Genomic DNA, 15,174 nt, shown 5'->3' with positions numbered 1-15,174 from the left:
GGTGGTCAATGGCTGGCCGCGATCAGCGCTTCGCCGACGGTTTTCCAATCCGAAGCAGGGCTTTGGGGGTTCAGTGCGGTTGCCTTGAGCAGCAGCTCTGCCGACAGCCCTGTGCTGACGCAGCACGCCTGGCAGCGGATGACCCAGTCCAGCGCTTCCATTGACGTTGCGCGTCGCGGTTCCAATTGCGCCGTGAGGCGTTGCACTTCTTCGCTGTTCCAGTTCAGGAGGCTGGCCAGCAGGCTGTTGGCTTCTTTTTCCGCCTGTTGGCCGTCCTGGTTGGCGACGTGCAGATAGTGCAGCAGGTTTTGTTCGGATTGCGCCTGGTGACGGGCGCAATGGCTGAAACGCTCGAGCAGATACAGCGTTTGCGGGGTGAGGGCTCTGGAAGTGTTCGGGGCCAGCCAAGTCGGGTTTTCCATCAAGGCGTTCAGCGTGCTGCTGCTCAGGTGCAGGTGTTGGCAAGCCTCGGCGGTGCGCAGTACCTTTGCCAGCGCCTGCGGCATGATGCCCGGGGCAGCCTTGATGGCCGCGACAAGCGCCTCGGCATCGGTACCGGCCATTTGCATCACGTGGGGAACGAGCTCGCTGGAAAGGTCGGCCATGTCATGCAGGAGGGTTTCAACCAGGTGCTGAGGGACGTGCTCGGTGTCCTCTCGAAGTCTCGCCAGGCGTTGTTCCTGGTTCTGGTTCAGTGGCAAGCCCGCTTCTGGTTCAGCGAACAGACGACACCACTGCAGCACATCGAGCCCGTTTTGCCTGAGCCAGTCGACGGCCCAATCCAAGGCCATCAGCACGTCGAGAATGTCGGGTGCCGAGGATGCCGGGGGAGACAGTCGCCCGGTCACCAGCGCCTTGCCGTAATCGTCCCCTCCCAGTAGCCGGGCCAGCTCGGTGCACGCCAGCGGCGATAGGCCCAGCATCCGGGCGATGCGGGCCTGGCGGTAGAGGGATGAAACCGTAGGCAGGTCGTGTTCCAACCCCAGCAGGTATTGTTCGCTCTGTTGCGCAAGCAATAGCAACGCGTCCTGAGTCATGGGCAATCCGAGGCCGGCACTCAAGTAGCTGAAGGTTTGCAGGTCGGTGACGGCCAAGCGCTTCTTGGGGTATTGCCACACGGGGTTTTCAAGCAAGCGGGTGCGATTGAACACCTGATCGAACAACGGGACTCGTTCCCCGCAGGCTCCAATCGGCATGTCGTGCAACAAAGAAGCAAATTCTTCAGGCGCGATGCCATGACGTTGGTTCAGGTACCGGTAGACGCCAAGGGTGCGCAACGTGTTGGCGCTGAGTGTGTCGCTCCCCTCGGATCGCAGGGCATTGATGATCAGTGTGTCCAGTTCGGCCACGGGGATACCGGTCCAGCGATGCAGGCGGATCATGCGCTGGAGACGATCGAAACGTTCATCGGAATAGTGCAGGAAGACGCGCGACGCCCCTTGGGTTTTGATGCGCAGGGCGTCCGTCCGCTCCGACCCGTTGATGTAGCTGGCGCCATAAACGCTCTGCATGGCGTCCGGGTTGTTGATCGAGCTGCGAGGGCTGTAGCGGCCTTGCGCCAGGAATTGTTCCACCTGGTCCGTCGTCAGCCCGGTGCGTTCCTGGAAAAAATCGAGCTGATCCAGGCGTGTGATGTCCTGGGTGCCATAGCTTTTCTTCAGCGCGTCAGGCTTGGCGCTTGAAGCGCTTGGCGCGAGCAGCAGGTTCTGTTGTTCCGGGCTGAGACCGGACAACAGCTTTTGGGCATCGACATGAGACGTCGTGACGCGACCGTACGCCGAAGGGCCTCGTGAAAATGGCAATTGCAGGCTGATCCGATAGTTCAGCTCGCCCAGCACGGGTTTGCCTGCGCCCAAGCCAAGCAGGCATTGGTGGTGATGCAGGTCATAGGGCAGCGAGAAGGGATAGTGCTCGCTGGCCAGCACCTGCTGGACGGTCTTGGCCCTGTCGGTACTGGCCAGGTGCACCGCGATGTTGCTGCGCAGGGTGTCGTTGACGATGTCGAGCATCGGGCGCGTGGCGAAGGCGCTCTGTCGATCGAGCATCAGCTTGCCGAGGTCCGGGCGCCGTTCCTCCAAGGTGATCCTGGCCGCTTGTACAGGGGCCGGTAGCTGCTCCAATTGCCGGGCGAACAGATACAGGGCTCGCAGATACGCCACGGGTGAGTCGATGGCGGCGATGTCGCCTTCGTCGCAGAACTGATCCCAGTTTTCTTCGAAGAGTGCCTGATAGCCGGCGGACGCTGGCGTTGTATCCGAATCCAGGCTGTACCGGAAACTTGGCTGGGTGTCCTTCCTGGGTGACACGCGGTGCTCCTGGTACAGGCGGCTGATTTGTCCGGCATAGCTCACAGCGCTGTCATACACCCGCCCGGCATCCGCGTCGCTGTGCTTGGCGAGTTCGAGGGCGAACTGCGCTTTGTCCATGCGCACGATGTCGAACACCGACGTCACACCCATGTGCTGTAGGGCTGTTCTGAATTTGGTTTCTGAAGTTTTCTTGCCGGCAGGGAAGGCGACGAGCCGGTGCAACAGCGAGTCGTTGCTAACGTCCATGTGGGGTCTATCTCCTGTTCGAACGGAATGTGCGTTTCGGGAGAAAACCGTACAGGAGCACGCAGAAAAAAACGGTAGGACGTCAGGGGAAGATGTGTACGAAAGGGCGATGCGTGGGGCGGTTTTTGATTCCCGGTGGTCCCTGGGGGCTGACGGGTGAGTGGCCGCTAGACAAGTTGAGCGCTTTAAACTAGCTTGCAATCAATGATTTCATTGATTGCAGGTGTTTTATGGCCAGCCTCACTATTCGAAACCTGGACGATCAGATAAAGGAACAACTGCGTATCGCGGCAGCCCATAACGGCCACTCCATGGAGGAAGAGGCCCGGCTGATTTTAGGGCGTGCCTTGGCAAGAGTGAGTCCTGAAGGTGGATTGGGGAGTCGCATTCGAAACAGATTCAGTGCCCTGGGCGGTGTGGAACTGGATCTGCCTGCGCGTGACGAAAAGGCCAATGCGGCGGATTTATCTGAATGATAGTGCTCGATACCAACGTGATTTCAGAGTTCATGCGTGCAGAGCCGAACGCCAGTGTCCTGGCCTGGGTTGATTTGCAGCCTGCAATGGAACTGGTCATTTGCGCTGTTACCGTGGCGGAAATTCTTCATGGTGTCGCCCGGCTGCCTTCCGGCAAGCGCAAGCAAAGGCTTGAAGCCCATGCAATGGCAATGTTCGAAGAGGATTTTGCTGGCCGGATCCTGCCTTTCGATGCCCATGCGGCGGTTGAGTACGCGACCCTCGTTGCGTCATGCGAGGCGAAGGGGAGGACGGCCGGCATGGCTGATGCACAGATTGCCGCTATTTGCCGTACTCACGGGGCGCTAATTGCAACCCGCAATACCAGGGACTTCGAGTTTCCAGGGGTTGACGTCATCAACCCCTGGAACGCTTGAAGGGGGCTTCATACATAACGCCCGTATTCCATCGGAACCGGGCGTTGTCCATGATCAAACCCTGAAGTGGCTGACCATCATCTGCAATTGATTGCCCAGCCGCGCCAGTTCCACGCTGGAAGCGGCGGTTTCTTCGCTGGCGGCGGCGGTCTGTTCTGACACGTCGCGCACGTTGATGATGCTGCGGCTGATCTCCTCGGCCACGGCGCTTTGCTGCTCGGCAGCGGCGGCGATCTGCTGGTTCATCGACTGGATGTTCGACACCGTGCGGGTGATGTTTCCCAGGGATTCCCCAGCCTTGCGCGTCAGGGCCACGCTGCTGTCGGTGAGGCTGCGGCTGTTGTTCATCACGGCGGCCACTTGCTGGGTACCGTTCTGCAGGCCGGCCACCAGGCCTTCGATTTCCTCGGTGGATTTCTGCGTGCGCTGGGCCAGGCCGCGGACTTCGTCGGCCACCACGGCGAAACCACGCCCGGCTTCACCGGCGCGGGCCGCTTCGATGGCGGCGTTGAGCGCCAACAGGTTGGTCTGCTCGGCCACGGCCTTGATCACGTCCATGACGCTGCCGATCTTGTCGCTTTCCTGTTGCAGCACGGTCATGGCGTCGGTGGAACGCACCACTTCGCTGGCCAGGCGTTCGATCTGGGCGATGGCTTCGCTGACCACCTTGTCGCCGGCGCGGGCTTCGCCATCCGCGGCGGCGGCTGCCTGGGAGGCTTCTTCGGCGTTGCGCGCGACTTCCTGGACCGTGGCGGTCATCTCGTGCATGGCGGTCGCGACCTGGTCGGTCTCGACTTTCTGGCTGTTGACCCCGGCGCTGGTCTGCTCGGTCACGGCGGACAACTCTTCGGCGGCGCTGGCGATCTGGGTCACGCCATCGCGGATGCCGCTGATCAGGTCGCGCAGGGTCACGCCCATGCGTGCGATGCCTTGTTGCAGCACGCCCAGCTCGTCACGGCGGGTGACGATGACGTTCTGCGACAGGTCGCCACTGGCAATGCGTTCGACCACGGCCAGGGTATCGCGCAGCGGGCCGGTGATCTGGCGCGTGATGATCACGGCGGCAATGACGCCCATCAGCAACGCCAGCAAGGTGCTGACCAGTTGCAGGGTGCGGGCCTGGGCGCTTTCAGCGTCGCGGCGGTCGAGTTGGATCTGGTACAGCTGCTCGCTCAAGGTCACGATGGTCGTGCCCTGGTCGGTCATTTCCTTGCGGGCCTGGACCACATCGGCGGTGGCCAGCTTGAAGGCCTGCACGGCGCTGCGGTATTGGGTCAGGGCGTTTTCCAATTGCCGCAGTTCATCCTGGCGGCTGCTGGAGAAATGTTCATTCAAAGGCTTGAGCGAAGCGATGGCGGCGTCCAGCTGAGCGATGGCCTTGCGTTCGGTGTCGGCGTTGCTGTTGGCGGTATAGCCGCGCACTTCATAGCGGGCCAGCATGAAGGCCTGCTTGGCCTCGGTGATGGCCTGGAACTGGGCGAAACGTTCATCGCTGAGGGCCATGTGCCGCACGTCGGCGTCGATGGCCTCGATCAGCTTGTAGGCGACCTCGGCGTTCGCGCCCATGGCGTCGCGGGCGCTGTTGCCGGTGCGGTAGGCGCTGCGCATTTTGTTCAGGGAGACCTGATAGGCACTGATGACCGCGCTCTGCTCCTTGAGCAGCTTGACGTTTTCCGGGCTCTTGAAGCTGCTGAGCAGAGTGTTCTGTTGCGCCACGAAACCATCGAGGGTGGTCTGCACATTTTGTGCGGCGGTTTCGTCGCCATTGGTCAGCATGTATTGCAGGCGGGTGACGCGCAGTTTGGTCAGGCCGGCGTTGAGCTGAGTGATGTCGCTCATCCAGTTGCTGCGCTGGATCAGACCGCCCAGGCTGGTCCAACTGGTCAGGGCCAGCAGGCAGGTCAGGACCAGCACCAGGCCGAAGCCCAGGCCCAATTTCATGTTGACGCTAATGTTGCCAAACCAGCTATTCATCAAATTCCTCCAGGAACGTTGTGCTGCTTGATCGTCAGTACGCTGGAAGATTGTTGTTGTTAAGAGCCAGCAAAAACGTGTGCAGGGCTTTATCGGCGGCGGGGGCTGGATCTGAAAGATTTTTTCCGGATATCGCGGTTTCGCTGAATTCCAGGCAAAAAAAAGCCCGCTGGGAGCGCGGGCTAAAACCTTAGTTTCTTGAATGAGCGAGGGGACTTTACCCAATCACACGCAGGCGTGGTGTGAAGAAAAGTTCATGAGGCCGCGTCCTTGCACGACCTCATGGGCTTGGACGCTTCTCACCGCAGATCGAACCGATCCAGGTTCATCACCTTGACCCACGCCGCGATGAAGTCCTTGACGAACTGCTCCTGGGCATCCGGGCTGGCATAGACTTCGGCCAGGGCCCGCAGCTGCGCGTTGGAGCCGAAGACCAGATCGACGCGCGTGCCGGTCCATTTGACCTGGCCGGTCTTGCGGTCGCGGGCCTCGAAGGTTTCCTGGGTGTCGGAAAGGGCTTTCCATTCCACGCCCATGTCGAGCAGGTTGACGAAAAAGTCGTTGGTCAACGTTCCTGGCCGTTGAGTAAAGACACCGTGCGCAGTGTGGCCGACGTTGGTATCCAGTACCCGCAGGCCGCCAATCAGTGCCGTCATTTGCGGGGCACTGAGGGTCAGCAGTTGTGCCTTGTCGATCAGCAGCGCCTCGGCGGACACGCGGTACCGGCCCTTGAGGTAGTTGCGAAAACCATCGGCAATGGGCTCGAGAAAACCGAACGACTCGACGTCCGTCTGCTCCTGGCTCGCGTCCATGCGTCCTGGCGTGAAGGGTACCGTCACGCTGAGCCCGGCATTTTTCGCGGCCTGTTCAATACCGGCGCTGCCGGCCAGCACGATCAGGTCCGCCAGGGAGATTTTCTTGCCGTCGGCTTGGGCCGTATTGAACTCGCTCCGAACCTTTTCCAGGGTCGCCAGCACTTGGGCCAGTTGTTCTGGCTGGTTGGCTGGCCAATCCTTCTGCGGGGCCAGGCGCAGGCGGCCACCGTTGGCACCGCCGCGTTTGTCGGAACCACGGAAGGTGGAAGCCGCGGCCCACGCCGTGGACACCAGCTGTGAAACCGTGAGGCCCGCGGCCAGCAGCTTGCCTTTGAGGGCAGCGATGTCGCTGTCGTTGACCAGCGGATGGTCGACCGCCGGGATAGGGTCTTGCCACAGCAGTTCTTCGTTGGGCAGTTCCGGGCCGAGGTAGCGTGAGAGCGGGCCCATGTCACGGTGGATCAGCTTGAACCAGGCGCGGGCAAAGGCGTCGGACAACTGCTCCGGGTTTTCCAGGAAACGCCGGGAGATTTTTTCGTAGATCGGGTCGAAGCGCAGGGCCAGGTCGGTGGTCAGCATCGTTGGGTTACGCCGTTTGGCCGGGTCGTGGGCATCGGGGATGATGCCCGCGCCTGCGCCGTTTTTCGGTGTCCATTGATGCGCGCCTGCCGGGCTCTTGGTCAGTTCCCATTCGAAGCCGAACAGGTTCTCCAGGTAATTGTTGCTCCAGCGGGTGGGCGTGGTGGTCCAGGTGACTTCCAGGCCACTGGTGATGGTGTCGGGCCCCTTGCCGGTGCCGAAGGTGCTCTTCCAGCCCAGGCCTTGCAGCTCCAGGCCAGCGGCTTCGGGCTCGGCACCGACATTGTCCGCAGGCCCGGCGCCGTGGGTCTTGCCGAAGGCGTGGCCGCCGGCAATCAGTGCCACGGTTTCTTCGTCGTCCATCGCCATGCGGGCGAAGGTTTCGCGAATATCCAGCCCGGCGGCGACCGGGTCCGGCTGGCCCTCGGGGCCTTCCGGGTTGACGTAGATCAGCCCCATCTGCACGGCGGCCAGTGGGTTCTCCAGGTTGCGTCCTTCGTCAGTTCGGCTTTCTTCGTTGCCAGGTTCGGCCACCAATTGGCCCTCGCCGGGATCCTGCATGGCGGCTTTGTCGGGCTTGCCATAGCGGACATCGCCCCCCAGCCATTTGTTTTCGGAACCCCAGTAGACGTCTTCATCCGGCTCCCAGACATCGGCACGACCACCGGAAAAGCCGAAGGTCTTGAAGCCCATGGACTCCAGCGCGACGTTGCCAGTGAGGACGATCAGGTCGGCCCAGGAGATGTTGCGACCATACTTCTGCTTGATCGGCCACAGCAGCCGACGCGCCTTGTCGAGGCTGACGTTGTCGGGCCAGCTGTTGAGCGGTGCAAACCGCTGCTGGCCGGAACCCGCCCCACCGCGCCCATCACCGGTGCGGTAGGTGCCTGCACTGTGCCAAGCCATGCGGACAAAGAGCGGCCCATAGTGGCCGAAGTCCGCCGGCCACCAGTCTTGCGAGTCGGTCATCAGCGCATTCAGGTCTTGTTTCAAGGCCTGGAAGTCCAGGCGCTTGAACGCTTCGGCATAGTTGAAATCCTCGCCCATTGGGTCGGACAGCGAGGAGTGCTGGTGCAGGATCTTCAGATTCAGTTGGTTCGGCCACCAGTCGCGGTTCGTCGTGCCACCGCCAGCGGCGTGATTGAACGGGCATTTCGATTCGTTTGCCATGAGAAGCTACCTTTGGTCGTATTCATCCAGCTATCCAGCCCGGCGGGCTTCGAATAGCGACAGGCGAAATAAATGACACAGGGCGCAGGGCTCACAGTTCGCTCAACTGATCATGTTTGGCTACGCGGCAACATCTAATTGCCAGTACGGTGGCCCACGGCAAGCCCAGTACGTTTCTGAACGCTTCGTATCTCTTGTCAGGTTTCACGGGCCGGATTACACCAGCCTGAATTCAGGCTAGTCCTCCTTTGCCAGATAGCTAATAGGCGCAGTATTAACGGTCGATAGGGATAATCTTTTATCGGCGCCCGGCGGTGAGGCAGATGATATGAACGGCGCCTGCCGTGACGGACCCCATCATGAACAAATGCCCGCGCAGCACGGCCTTCCACGAAGCCGGTCATGCCCTGGCCTTTTGGTGGAATGGCCTACCGATAAAGCGCATCACCGTGCGTACCAAGGTCGAAGCCTGGGCGGGGCCGCTGTTCGACCTGCGCGGCAACCCGCAGTACGCAGAAGGCTTGGTCGAAGCCGACTACCTTGTTTCGCGCCCGGCCTTCGACGCGCCGGGGATCGCTGAATACCTGCCCTCGATGATCGATGCTATCGAGCGTGACCTGCTCCATTGCTTCGCCGGGCCTGTGGCCGAAGCGGTCTACCGGCACCGAAGGTCCGACCGGCTGTTCAGGGGCAGCGGCCGGGGTGACCTGGACCGGGGGCACGAGCTGATCAGCCTGCTGCCACCGCGCAAGCTGCTCGACGCCCAAGCCCAGGCCATCGCTCGTTGCAGTTGCCTGGTGCACCGTTACTGGCCGGCGGTCAGCGCCGTGGCGGGCTTTCTGCAAGAGCATGGCACGGTTGAAGGGAACGCCGTCACAGCGCTGCTGTGTGAGATGACCGGGGAGCGGCCGATGTTGCTCGGCCATCAAGTGGCAAGCCTCGATTCGTGATCAAGGCGTTGCCACTGCTCGCTAGCGCTTCACTGTTTCCTCAAGAGAGAAGCGTCCCAGTGGGTTTTGTTGGAAGTGCTCGATGTTCTTGCGCGAAATATTGATGTACGGGCTGTAGTAGAGATCGATCCAGTTGACGTCCTGCTTGGCGATTGCCTGAAGGTCGGTATACATCTGCTTGCGCTTGGTCGGGTCCACTTCTACCCGCGCGGCCGCGACCAGATCCTTGACCTTGTCGTTCTTGTAGCGGGTCATGTAATTCATGTTGGTGTCATGTCCCAGCACGAAGGTGGTCTTCTGGTCCGGGTCGAGGATGTCGTTGGTCCAGTACATCACGGACAGATCGTAGTCGCCGTCGATCAGCATTTGCCAACTCTGGGTTGGGTCGACTTTCTGCAAGGTGGCTGTCACGCCGACTGCTGCGAGCTGTTGCTGGACCAGCACGGCGATCTGCTCGTCGGCTTCATTGCCCGCATTGACCACATAGTTGAGCTTCAGGCCTGAAGCGCCTGCATCGGCCAGCATTTTTTTGGCTTTTTCCGGGTCGTACGGGCGCTGCAGATTATCGGCATTGTGATAAAGCGCTCCTTTAGGAATGTAGGAATAAGCCACCTGGCCATGGCCGAAGGTCACGGTATCGACCAGGGATTTCTTGTTGATCGCAAGGTCCAGGGCCTGACGTACTTCAGGCTTGCCCAGCAGGCCGTGCTCATGGTTGATCAGCAGATGATCCTCACGGGTGGAGGGATCCATGTGTACGACCAGGTTGGGATCTTTCTTCAGGGTTTCGACGCGCGAGAAGGGCACGAAGATCGCCGAATCCAGTTCACCGGCCTGTACCTTCAACATTCGCGTATTGTCATCCGGGATGGAGATCCATTCCACGCCATCCAGGCTCACCTTGTCGGCCTGCCAGAAGTGGGGGTTCTTTTCCAGCACTACGCGATCACCGCGTAGCCACTCCTTGACGATAAAGGCGCCAGAGGCGACGGGGTCCTGGGCATAGGCTTCCTCACCCATTTTCTCCATGGCCTTTTGCGACAGGATGGAGACGTTGGGTAACGCCAGCTGCGCGAGGAAGGGCACTGAAGGGCTCGTGAGTGTCACCACCAGTGTCTGCGGGTCGGTTGCCTGGGCCTTGTCGATAATCTTGTAGGAGTCGCTCCACAACGACCCTTTGTTGTCGCGGATTCGCAACAGACTGAACGCTGCATCGCTGGCGGTAATCGCTGAGCCGTCGGAGAACTTGGCCGAGCGTAGTTTGAAGGTATAGGTCATGCCATCGTCGGAAACCTGCCAGCTTTCGGCCAGCCCCGGTACCAGCTGGGTGCCGGTATTGTCGACGCGCACCAATACGTCGTAGACATTGGAGAACACCCAGTTATCACGGTTCTGCGCGCTTTTGATCGGGTCGAACGTCGTACTTTCTTCACGGCAACCGATGGTCAGCACGCCTGCTGCCTGGGCGACACCGGCCGCCAGTGTGCAAACGGTCAACGTCGCGGCGGTCAGCAACTTCAAGTGTTTCGATCGCATGGTCAAACTCCCTATTGATGAATGTTTTTTAGAGCAATGGCTCTCCGAGCACACAGCTATAACGATGTCCATTGATGTCATGGCTGGGGGGCGGCGTTTTCGCGCAGATGGGTTGTGCATACCGGCAGCGCGGGTGAAAAACGCAGCCGGATGGAAGGTTCAGGGGGCTGGGTGGCTCGCCAGGCAGGGGGGCGCTCAGCAACGGTCGAGTCGGGTCGATGTGTGGAATGGACTGGATCAACGCGACGGTATAAGGATGCCGCGGGCTGCTGAACACGGTCTCCGTGGGCCCTTGCTCGACGATCTCGCCGAGGTACATCACGGCGACCCGATCACAGAGCCGCCGAACGATCGCCAGGTCGTGAGCGATGAACAGAATCGCCAGGTTCATGCGCTGTCGCAGCTCCAGCAGCAGGTTGATGATCTGTCCCTGGATGGAAACGTCCAGCGCGGCCACGCATTCATCGGCGATGATCAACCGTGGCTCGATGGCCAGTGCCCGAGCGATCCCCACACGTTGGCATTGACCGCCACTCAACGAACCCGGTTTGCGGTGGGCCAGCTCCGGTCGCAGGCCGACCAGGTTCAGCAGTTCATCGACCCGCTGGCGAATCAGCGATGCAGGGATCGCACAGCGCACGCGCAGCACTTCAGCCAGAGTGTCGCCAATGCTCATCCGTGGATTGAGGGCGGTATAAGGATCCTGGAAAATCATCGCGGTTTCGTGGCGCAGTCGCTCGATGTCGATACGCTTGCCTTGAGCCATATCCACGCCATCGAACAGGATTTGTCCGGCGCTGACCTCAGTGAGGCGCAAGATGGCCCGACCCAGGGTGCTCTTGCCGCTGCCCGACTCCCCCACCAACCCAAGCACCTCTCCGGCGGCCAGACTCAGCGACACTCCGTTGACGGCTTTCACCCATTGCCTGTTGATTCCGAACGGACCACTGCCAGGGGCGGCAAAGCGCACCTGCAGATCTTTCACGTGCAACAGGGTCATGACGAAGCTTCCACAGGCTGCGGGTAATGGCAGGCAACTCGGTGTGCCTCTGTCGTGACTTGCATCTGTGGCAACAGCCGCGTGCACTGGCTGCCCTGTTGAAGGCAGCGAGGATTGAAGCGGCAACCGGTGGGCAGCGCATCCAGCAGAGGCGGCTGGCCGGCGATGGTTCTGAGCATGGCATGGCCGGCGCTGGTAGCCGGTTGGCAGTCGATCAGGGCCGCCGTATAGGGATGTCGTGGGTGAGCCAGCAGATCAAGCTTGTTGCCGTGTTCGCAGAGCCGACCGGCGTACATCACCGCGATGGAATCACAGGTCTGGGCGACGATCCCCAGGTCGTGGGTGATCATGATGATTGACAGCCCACGTTGGTCGCGCAAATCCAGGAGCAGGCGCAGGATCTGTGCCTGTACCGTGACATCCAGGGCAGTGGTCGGCTCATCGGCGATCAGCACCTGGGGGTTGCAACCCAATGCCACGGCGATCATGGCGCGTTGACGCATGCCACCGGAAAACTCATGGGGAAAACTGTCGACCCGCGTTAGCGGATCGGGAATGCCCACCTGGCGTAACACATCAATGGCCTTCGCCCGTGCTTCACGCTTGGACGCCCCCTGATGCAGGCGTATGCCCTCGCCGATCTGTTCGCCAATACGCATCAACGGGTCAAGATGACTGCCGGGATTCTGAAAAATCATCCCTAGCCGCCGACCCCGTATGCCCCGCATGTCGGCTTCATCCAGTGTCAGCAGGTCCTTGCCGGCAAGGCGCACGGCCTTGCCTTGGACCCGCAGGTTTGCAGAGGGCAGCAAGCGCATCAAGGCCCGGCAGGCCATCGTCTTGCCTGAGCCGCTTTCACCCACCAGACCGAGGATTTCGCCTTCGGCCAAGTCAAATGACACGCGATCCACCAGCGTGACCTCGTCCTCACCGTGGCCGGCGATCACGCTGAGGTCCTCGACGTGCAACACCGGTGTGCTCATGGGCGTTCTCCGAGGTGCTCGGCGACACCGTCGGCCAGCAGACTGAAGCCCATGGCCAAGGTGACGATCGCCAGTCCCGGGAAGGTGCAGATCCACCAGGCGTTGGTGATAAAGCTCTGGCCTTCGGCGACCATCGTGCCCCACTCGGCGGTGGGTGGCTGAACCCCCAGGCCGAGATAGCTGACCGCCGCCCCATTGAGCAGTACCAGCACCGCGTCGGACATGGAAAACACGATCGAACCGAACATGGCATTGGGCAACAGGTGCCGAAACAGAATGCGTCCATGGCCGAAGCCCAGGCTTTTGGCCGCCAAGGCGAAATCGCTTTGCTTGAGCACCAGGATCTGCGAACGGATCAGCCGTGCATAGGACACCCAGCCCACCAGGGCCATCGCAATATAAAAGCTGCTCAGGCCGGGGCCGAGGATGGCCATGATTGCCAACATCAGCACCAGGAAGGGGAAGGCCAGGATAATATCGATCAGGCGCATGCAGATCGTGTCGAAGCGGCCACCGATATAGCCGGCCAAGGCGCCGACGCAAGTGCCGATCAAGAACGGGAAAACCACTCCGATCACGGAAATCTGCAAGTCGATGCGCGCACCCCAGATCACTCGGGAAAGAACGTCGCGACCGAAATTGTCCGTGCCGAACGGATGGGCCAGGCTCGGCCCCAGCAGGCGAATATCGGTGTTCTGGGCAATCGGATCGAAGGGCGCGACCCAGGGTGCCAAGAGGGCGAGCAACAGCCAGCCAAACAGGATCGCCAGGCCTAGCACGGTGGCCAGGCGACCGTTGCGCAAGCCGAAGCGCAGCGCAAGACGCCAGGTGGGACTGAGGGTCTGGCCGCTCATCGCATGTTCACCCGCGGATCAATCATCACGGTCAGCACATCGGCGAGGAAATTGACCGTGACGGTGGCGAGGGCCAGCACCATGGCCACGCCTTGGACCACCATGTAGTCGCGGGTAAAGATGCCGCGTACCAGCAATTGACCGATGCCGGGAATGGCAAACAGACTTTCGATGACCACCGTGCCGCTGATCAACCAGCCGATATTTACCGCCAGCAGGTTGACCGCCGGTACCAGGGAGTTGGGCAGCACATGCCGGCGAAATATCGCCCGCTCGGACAAGCCCCGGGCCCGTGCGGCGGTGGCATGATCGGCTTGTAGCTCCATGAGCATGCTCGCGCGCAGGTTGCGCACCAGAACGGCGGAGAGTGCCAAGGCAATGGTCAGGCACGGCAAAACCATGTGATGCAGTTTGTCCCACCCTGTACGTCCATAGCCTGAGACCGGGAACAGTCCCAACTGCACACTGAGCAGCAGGATCAACATGATGCCGAGCCAGAACGCCGGCATGCCGAGCCCTGCCGTGGTGAACAGGCGAATCAGATGATCCTGCCAACCGCTCTTGTTGCGTGCCGCTACCGTGGCCAGTGGCACGGCAATCAGCAGCGCCAGCAGTACGCTGCCGAGCACCAGGAACAGGGTTGGTTCAATGCGGGTACTGATCAGTTGCAAGGCATCGACTTTGTAGAGCAGCGATTGGCCGAGATCGCCTTTGAGCAGGTTCTTGAGAAAGTAGAAGTACTGCATCCACAAGGGCTGGTCGAGACCGTACTGGGCACGAATCCTGATCAGCGCCTCCGGCGTGCTGCGCGAGCCCAGCAGCGCCCTGGCGGGGTCCCCGGGGATCGAGCGCACGAGCACAAAGGTGATCATGCTGATGCCAAACAGCACCGGCAATAGCTGTAGCGGGCGCGACAGTATGAAACGGTAGCGCGCCAGGTTCATGGGCTAGTTCCGATGGCGGTGCAGAAAGTCCAGCAGGACTGGGAAGTAGGCTTGGGGCTCTTCGTAGAACGGCATGTGGCTGCTGTTGGGGAACACATTCAGTTGTACATCCTTGAGCGCCATTTTCATGCGCATCGCACAGGCTGGCGTCAGTTCATCATGTTGACCGGTGGTGATCAGCACAGGCATTTCGAAGCCGGCCATCTGCTCGATGCGATTCCAGTCCTTGAGATTGCCGGTATAGAGAAATTCGTTGGGGCCCTGCATGGTCATGTAAGGCCCCATGTTCCAGTCGCCCAGGGAACGTGTCACCGGTGCTGGCCACTCGTCCAGACGGCAGACATGGCGGTAGTTGAGCAGGGTGATGGCCGCCTGGTATTGCGGATGATCCAGGGTGCCCAAGGCTTCATGGCGCTGCATCATCGCGACGGTCTCACTGCCCAGGGCAGCCCGCAGACGCCCCAGCTCCAGGGACAGATGAGGAATATCGCCGGCGGTATTTTCCAGGATCAGGGTTTTCAGCGATTGAGGGTGATGAATGGCGTACTCGATCGCCAGCCAGCCACCCCAGGAGTGCCCCAGCAGGTGCACTTTGCCCAGGTCGAGGGCTTGGCGGACGGTCTCTACCTCCGCCACATAGCGGGTGATGTCCCACAGGGATTCGTCAGTAGGCCTGGCCGAGGCGCCGGTCCCCAACTGATCGAAAGCGATGACCCGCAAGCCCTTTTCCTTGAGCCAGCCATGGCTGTCACGCAGATAATCGCAAGGCAATCCCGGCCCGCCATTGAGGCACAACAGCACGTCGTCGCCGTCGCCAAAGCCATAGGCCACCAGACGATGACCATCGACTTCCACGTCGTACCGCTGGTCTGGCTCGATCTCACGCCACATCATTGCTCTCCTGCTCAGGTGCGCCCGTTGG

12 protein-coding genes and 1 pseudogene are annotated in these 15,174 nt (G+C 60.9%); 3 read left to right on the top strand and 10 right to left on the bottom strand.

The features are described 5' to 3' along the window. Positions 1–5: 5 nt before the first annotated feature. Positions 6–2,555 carry a Tc toxin subunit A gene (locus tag AO356_RS07770; protein ID WP_060739270.1) on the bottom strand — a complete coding sequence of 850 codons (2,550 nt, stop codon included), beginning with the start codon at positions 2,553–2,555 and terminating at the stop codon, positions 6–8. A 230-nt stretch (positions 2,556–2,785) separates the two neighbouring features. Between AO356_RS07770 and AO356_RS07765 the strand changes: the two genes are divergently transcribed. Together AO356_RS07765 and AO356_RS07760 are read left to right on the top strand one after the other, a co-directional pair. Further along, positions 2,786–3,031 carry a FitA-like ribbon-helix-helix domain-containing protein gene (locus tag AO356_RS07765; protein WP_060739269.1) on the top strand — a complete coding sequence of 82 codons (246 nt, stop codon included), beginning with the start codon at positions 2,786–2,788 and terminating at the stop codon, positions 3,029–3,031. Next, positions 3,028–3,447: a type II toxin-antitoxin system VapC family toxin gene (locus AO356_RS07760; protein ID WP_060739268.1), complete on the top strand. Its 420-nt coding sequence runs from the start codon at positions 3,028–3,030 to the stop codon at positions 3,445–3,447. Before AO356_RS07765 ends, AO356_RS07760 begins: the two co-directional genes overlap by 4 nt. A gap of 54 nt (positions 3,448–3,501) precedes the next feature. Here AO356_RS07760 and AO356_RS33350 read toward each other — a convergent pair whose 3' ends face one another. The 3 genes and pseudogenes from AO356_RS33350 to katG all read right to left on the bottom strand — a co-directional run bounded on the left by AO356_RS33350 (position 3,502) and on the right by katG (position 7,985). Further along, on the bottom strand, positions 3,502–4,206 hold the full coding sequence (locus tag AO356_RS33350; RefSeq protein ID WP_371919212.1) for a methyl-accepting chemotaxis protein: 705 nt from the start codon (positions 4,204–4,206) through the stop codon (positions 3,502–3,504). A gap of 201 nt (positions 4,207–4,407) precedes the next feature. Next, positions 4,408–5,286 (bottom strand): annotated as a pseudogene (locus tag AO356_RS33345) (methyl-accepting chemotaxis protein); the annotation flags it as partial. Positions 5,287–5,720: 434 nt separating this feature from the next. Next, positions 5,721–7,985, bottom strand: coding sequence for a catalase/peroxidase HPI (gene katG, locus AO356_RS07750; RefSeq protein WP_060739266.1), 2,265 nt, complete (start codon positions 7,983–7,985; stop codon positions 5,721–5,723). Positions 7,986–8,344: 359 nt separating this feature from the next. On the opposite strand from katG, the gene AO356_RS07745 reads away from it, so the two are divergent. Continuing rightward, positions 8,345–8,935 (top strand): hypothetical protein, encoded by a 591-nt coding sequence (locus AO356_RS07745; RefSeq protein WP_060739265.1) that lies wholly within the window; start codon positions 8,345–8,347, stop codon positions 8,933–8,935. 21 nt (positions 8,936–8,956) lie between these two features. On the opposite strand, the gene AO356_RS07740 is transcribed toward AO356_RS07745, so the two are convergent. The 6 genes from AO356_RS07740 to AO356_RS07715 are packed head-to-tail and all read right to left on the bottom strand — an operon-like array spanning position 8,957 to position 15,143. Continuing rightward, positions 8,957–10,471: an ABC transporter substrate-binding protein gene (locus tag AO356_RS07740; RefSeq protein WP_060739264.1), complete on the bottom strand. Its 1,515-nt coding sequence runs from the start codon at positions 10,469–10,471 to the stop codon at positions 8,957–8,959. Between the two features lie 28 nt (positions 10,472–10,499). After that, the gene (locus AO356_RS07735) at positions 10,500–11,471 is read right to left on the bottom strand and encodes an ABC transporter ATP-binding protein (RefSeq protein ID WP_060739263.1); all 972 of its coding nucleotides are present in this window, start codon (positions 11,469–11,471) and stop codon (positions 10,500–10,502) included. Beyond that, entirely contained in the window at positions 11,468–12,454 is a 987-nt protein-coding gene (locus tag AO356_RS07730) for an ABC transporter ATP-binding protein (protein WP_060739262.1), read from the bottom strand. The genes AO356_RS07735 and AO356_RS07730 overlap by 4 nt, the downstream gene beginning before the upstream one ends. Further along, positions 12,451–13,308: an ABC transporter permease gene (locus tag AO356_RS07725; protein ID WP_060739261.1), complete on the bottom strand. Its 858-nt coding sequence runs from the start codon at positions 13,306–13,308 to the stop codon at positions 12,451–12,453. The genes AO356_RS07730 and AO356_RS07725 overlap by 4 nt, the downstream gene beginning before the upstream one ends. Then, positions 13,305–14,252 carry an ABC transporter permease gene (locus tag AO356_RS07720; protein ID WP_060739260.1) on the bottom strand — a complete coding sequence of 316 codons (948 nt, stop codon included), beginning with the start codon at positions 14,250–14,252 and terminating at the stop codon, positions 13,305–13,307. The genes AO356_RS07725 and AO356_RS07720 overlap by 4 nt, the downstream gene beginning before the upstream one ends. Before the next feature lie 3 nt (positions 14,253–14,255). Beyond that, complete coding sequence (locus tag AO356_RS07715; RefSeq protein WP_060739259.1) at positions 14,256–15,143, bottom strand: proline iminopeptidase-family hydrolase; 888 nt, start codon at positions 15,141–15,143, stop codon at positions 14,256–14,258. Between the last annotated feature and the right edge of the window lie 31 nt (positions 15,144–15,174).

Source organism: Pseudomonas fluorescens, from assembly GCF_001307275.1.
Classification (GTDB): Bacteria; Pseudomonadota; Gammaproteobacteria; order Pseudomonadales; family Pseudomonadaceae; genus Aquipseudomonas; species Aquipseudomonas fluorescens_AA.
The sequence above is the reverse complement of the archived record's forward strand: the minus strand, read 5'-3'. Positions and strand labels throughout refer to the sequence as shown.

Bases quoted from the DNA above. Each gene is read 5' to 3' on its own strand.
- AO356_RS07720 (WP_060739260.1), bottom strand. From the start codon at position 14,252: ATGAACCTGGCGCGCTACCGTTTCATACTGTCGCGCCCGCTACAGCTA.
- AO356_RS07725 (WP_060739261.1), bottom strand. From the start codon at position 13,308: ATGAGCGGCCAGACCCTCAGTCCCACCTGGCGTCTTGCGCTGCGCTTC.
- AO356_RS07760 (WP_060739268.1), top strand. From the start codon at position 3,028: ATGATAGTGCTCGATACCAACGTGATTTCAGAGTTCATGCGTGCAGAG.
- katG (WP_060739266.1), bottom strand. From the start codon at position 7,985: ATGGCAAACGAATCGAAATGCCCGTTCAATCACGCCGCTGGCGGTGGC.
- AO356_RS07715 (WP_060739259.1), bottom strand. From the start codon at position 15,143: ATGTGGCGTGAGATCGAGCCAGACCAGCGGTACGACGTGGAAGTCGAT.
- AO356_RS07735 (WP_060739263.1), bottom strand. From the start codon at position 11,471: ATGACCCTGTTGCACGTGAAAGATCTGCAGGTGCGCTTTGCCGCCCCT.
- AO356_RS33350 (WP_371919212.1), bottom strand. From the start codon at position 4,206: ATGACCGCCACGGTCCAGGAAGTCGCGCGCAACGCCGAAGAAGCCTCC.
- AO356_RS07770 (WP_060739270.1), bottom strand. From the start codon at position 2,555: ATGGACGTTAGCAACGACTCGCTGTTGCACCGGCTCGTCGCCTTCCCT.
- AO356_RS07730 (WP_060739262.1), bottom strand. From the start codon at position 12,454: ATGAGCACACCGGTGTTGCACGTCGAGGACCTCAGCGTGATCGCCGGC.
- AO356_RS07745 (WP_060739265.1), top strand. From the start codon at position 8,345: ATGAACAAATGCCCGCGCAGCACGGCCTTCCACGAAGCCGGTCATGCC.
- AO356_RS07740 (WP_060739264.1), bottom strand. From the start codon at position 10,471: ATGCGATCGAAACACTTGAAGTTGCTGACCGCCGCGACGTTGACCGTT.
- AO356_RS07765 (WP_060739269.1), top strand. From the start codon at position 2,786: ATGGCCAGCCTCACTATTCGAAACCTGGACGATCAGATAAAGGAACAA.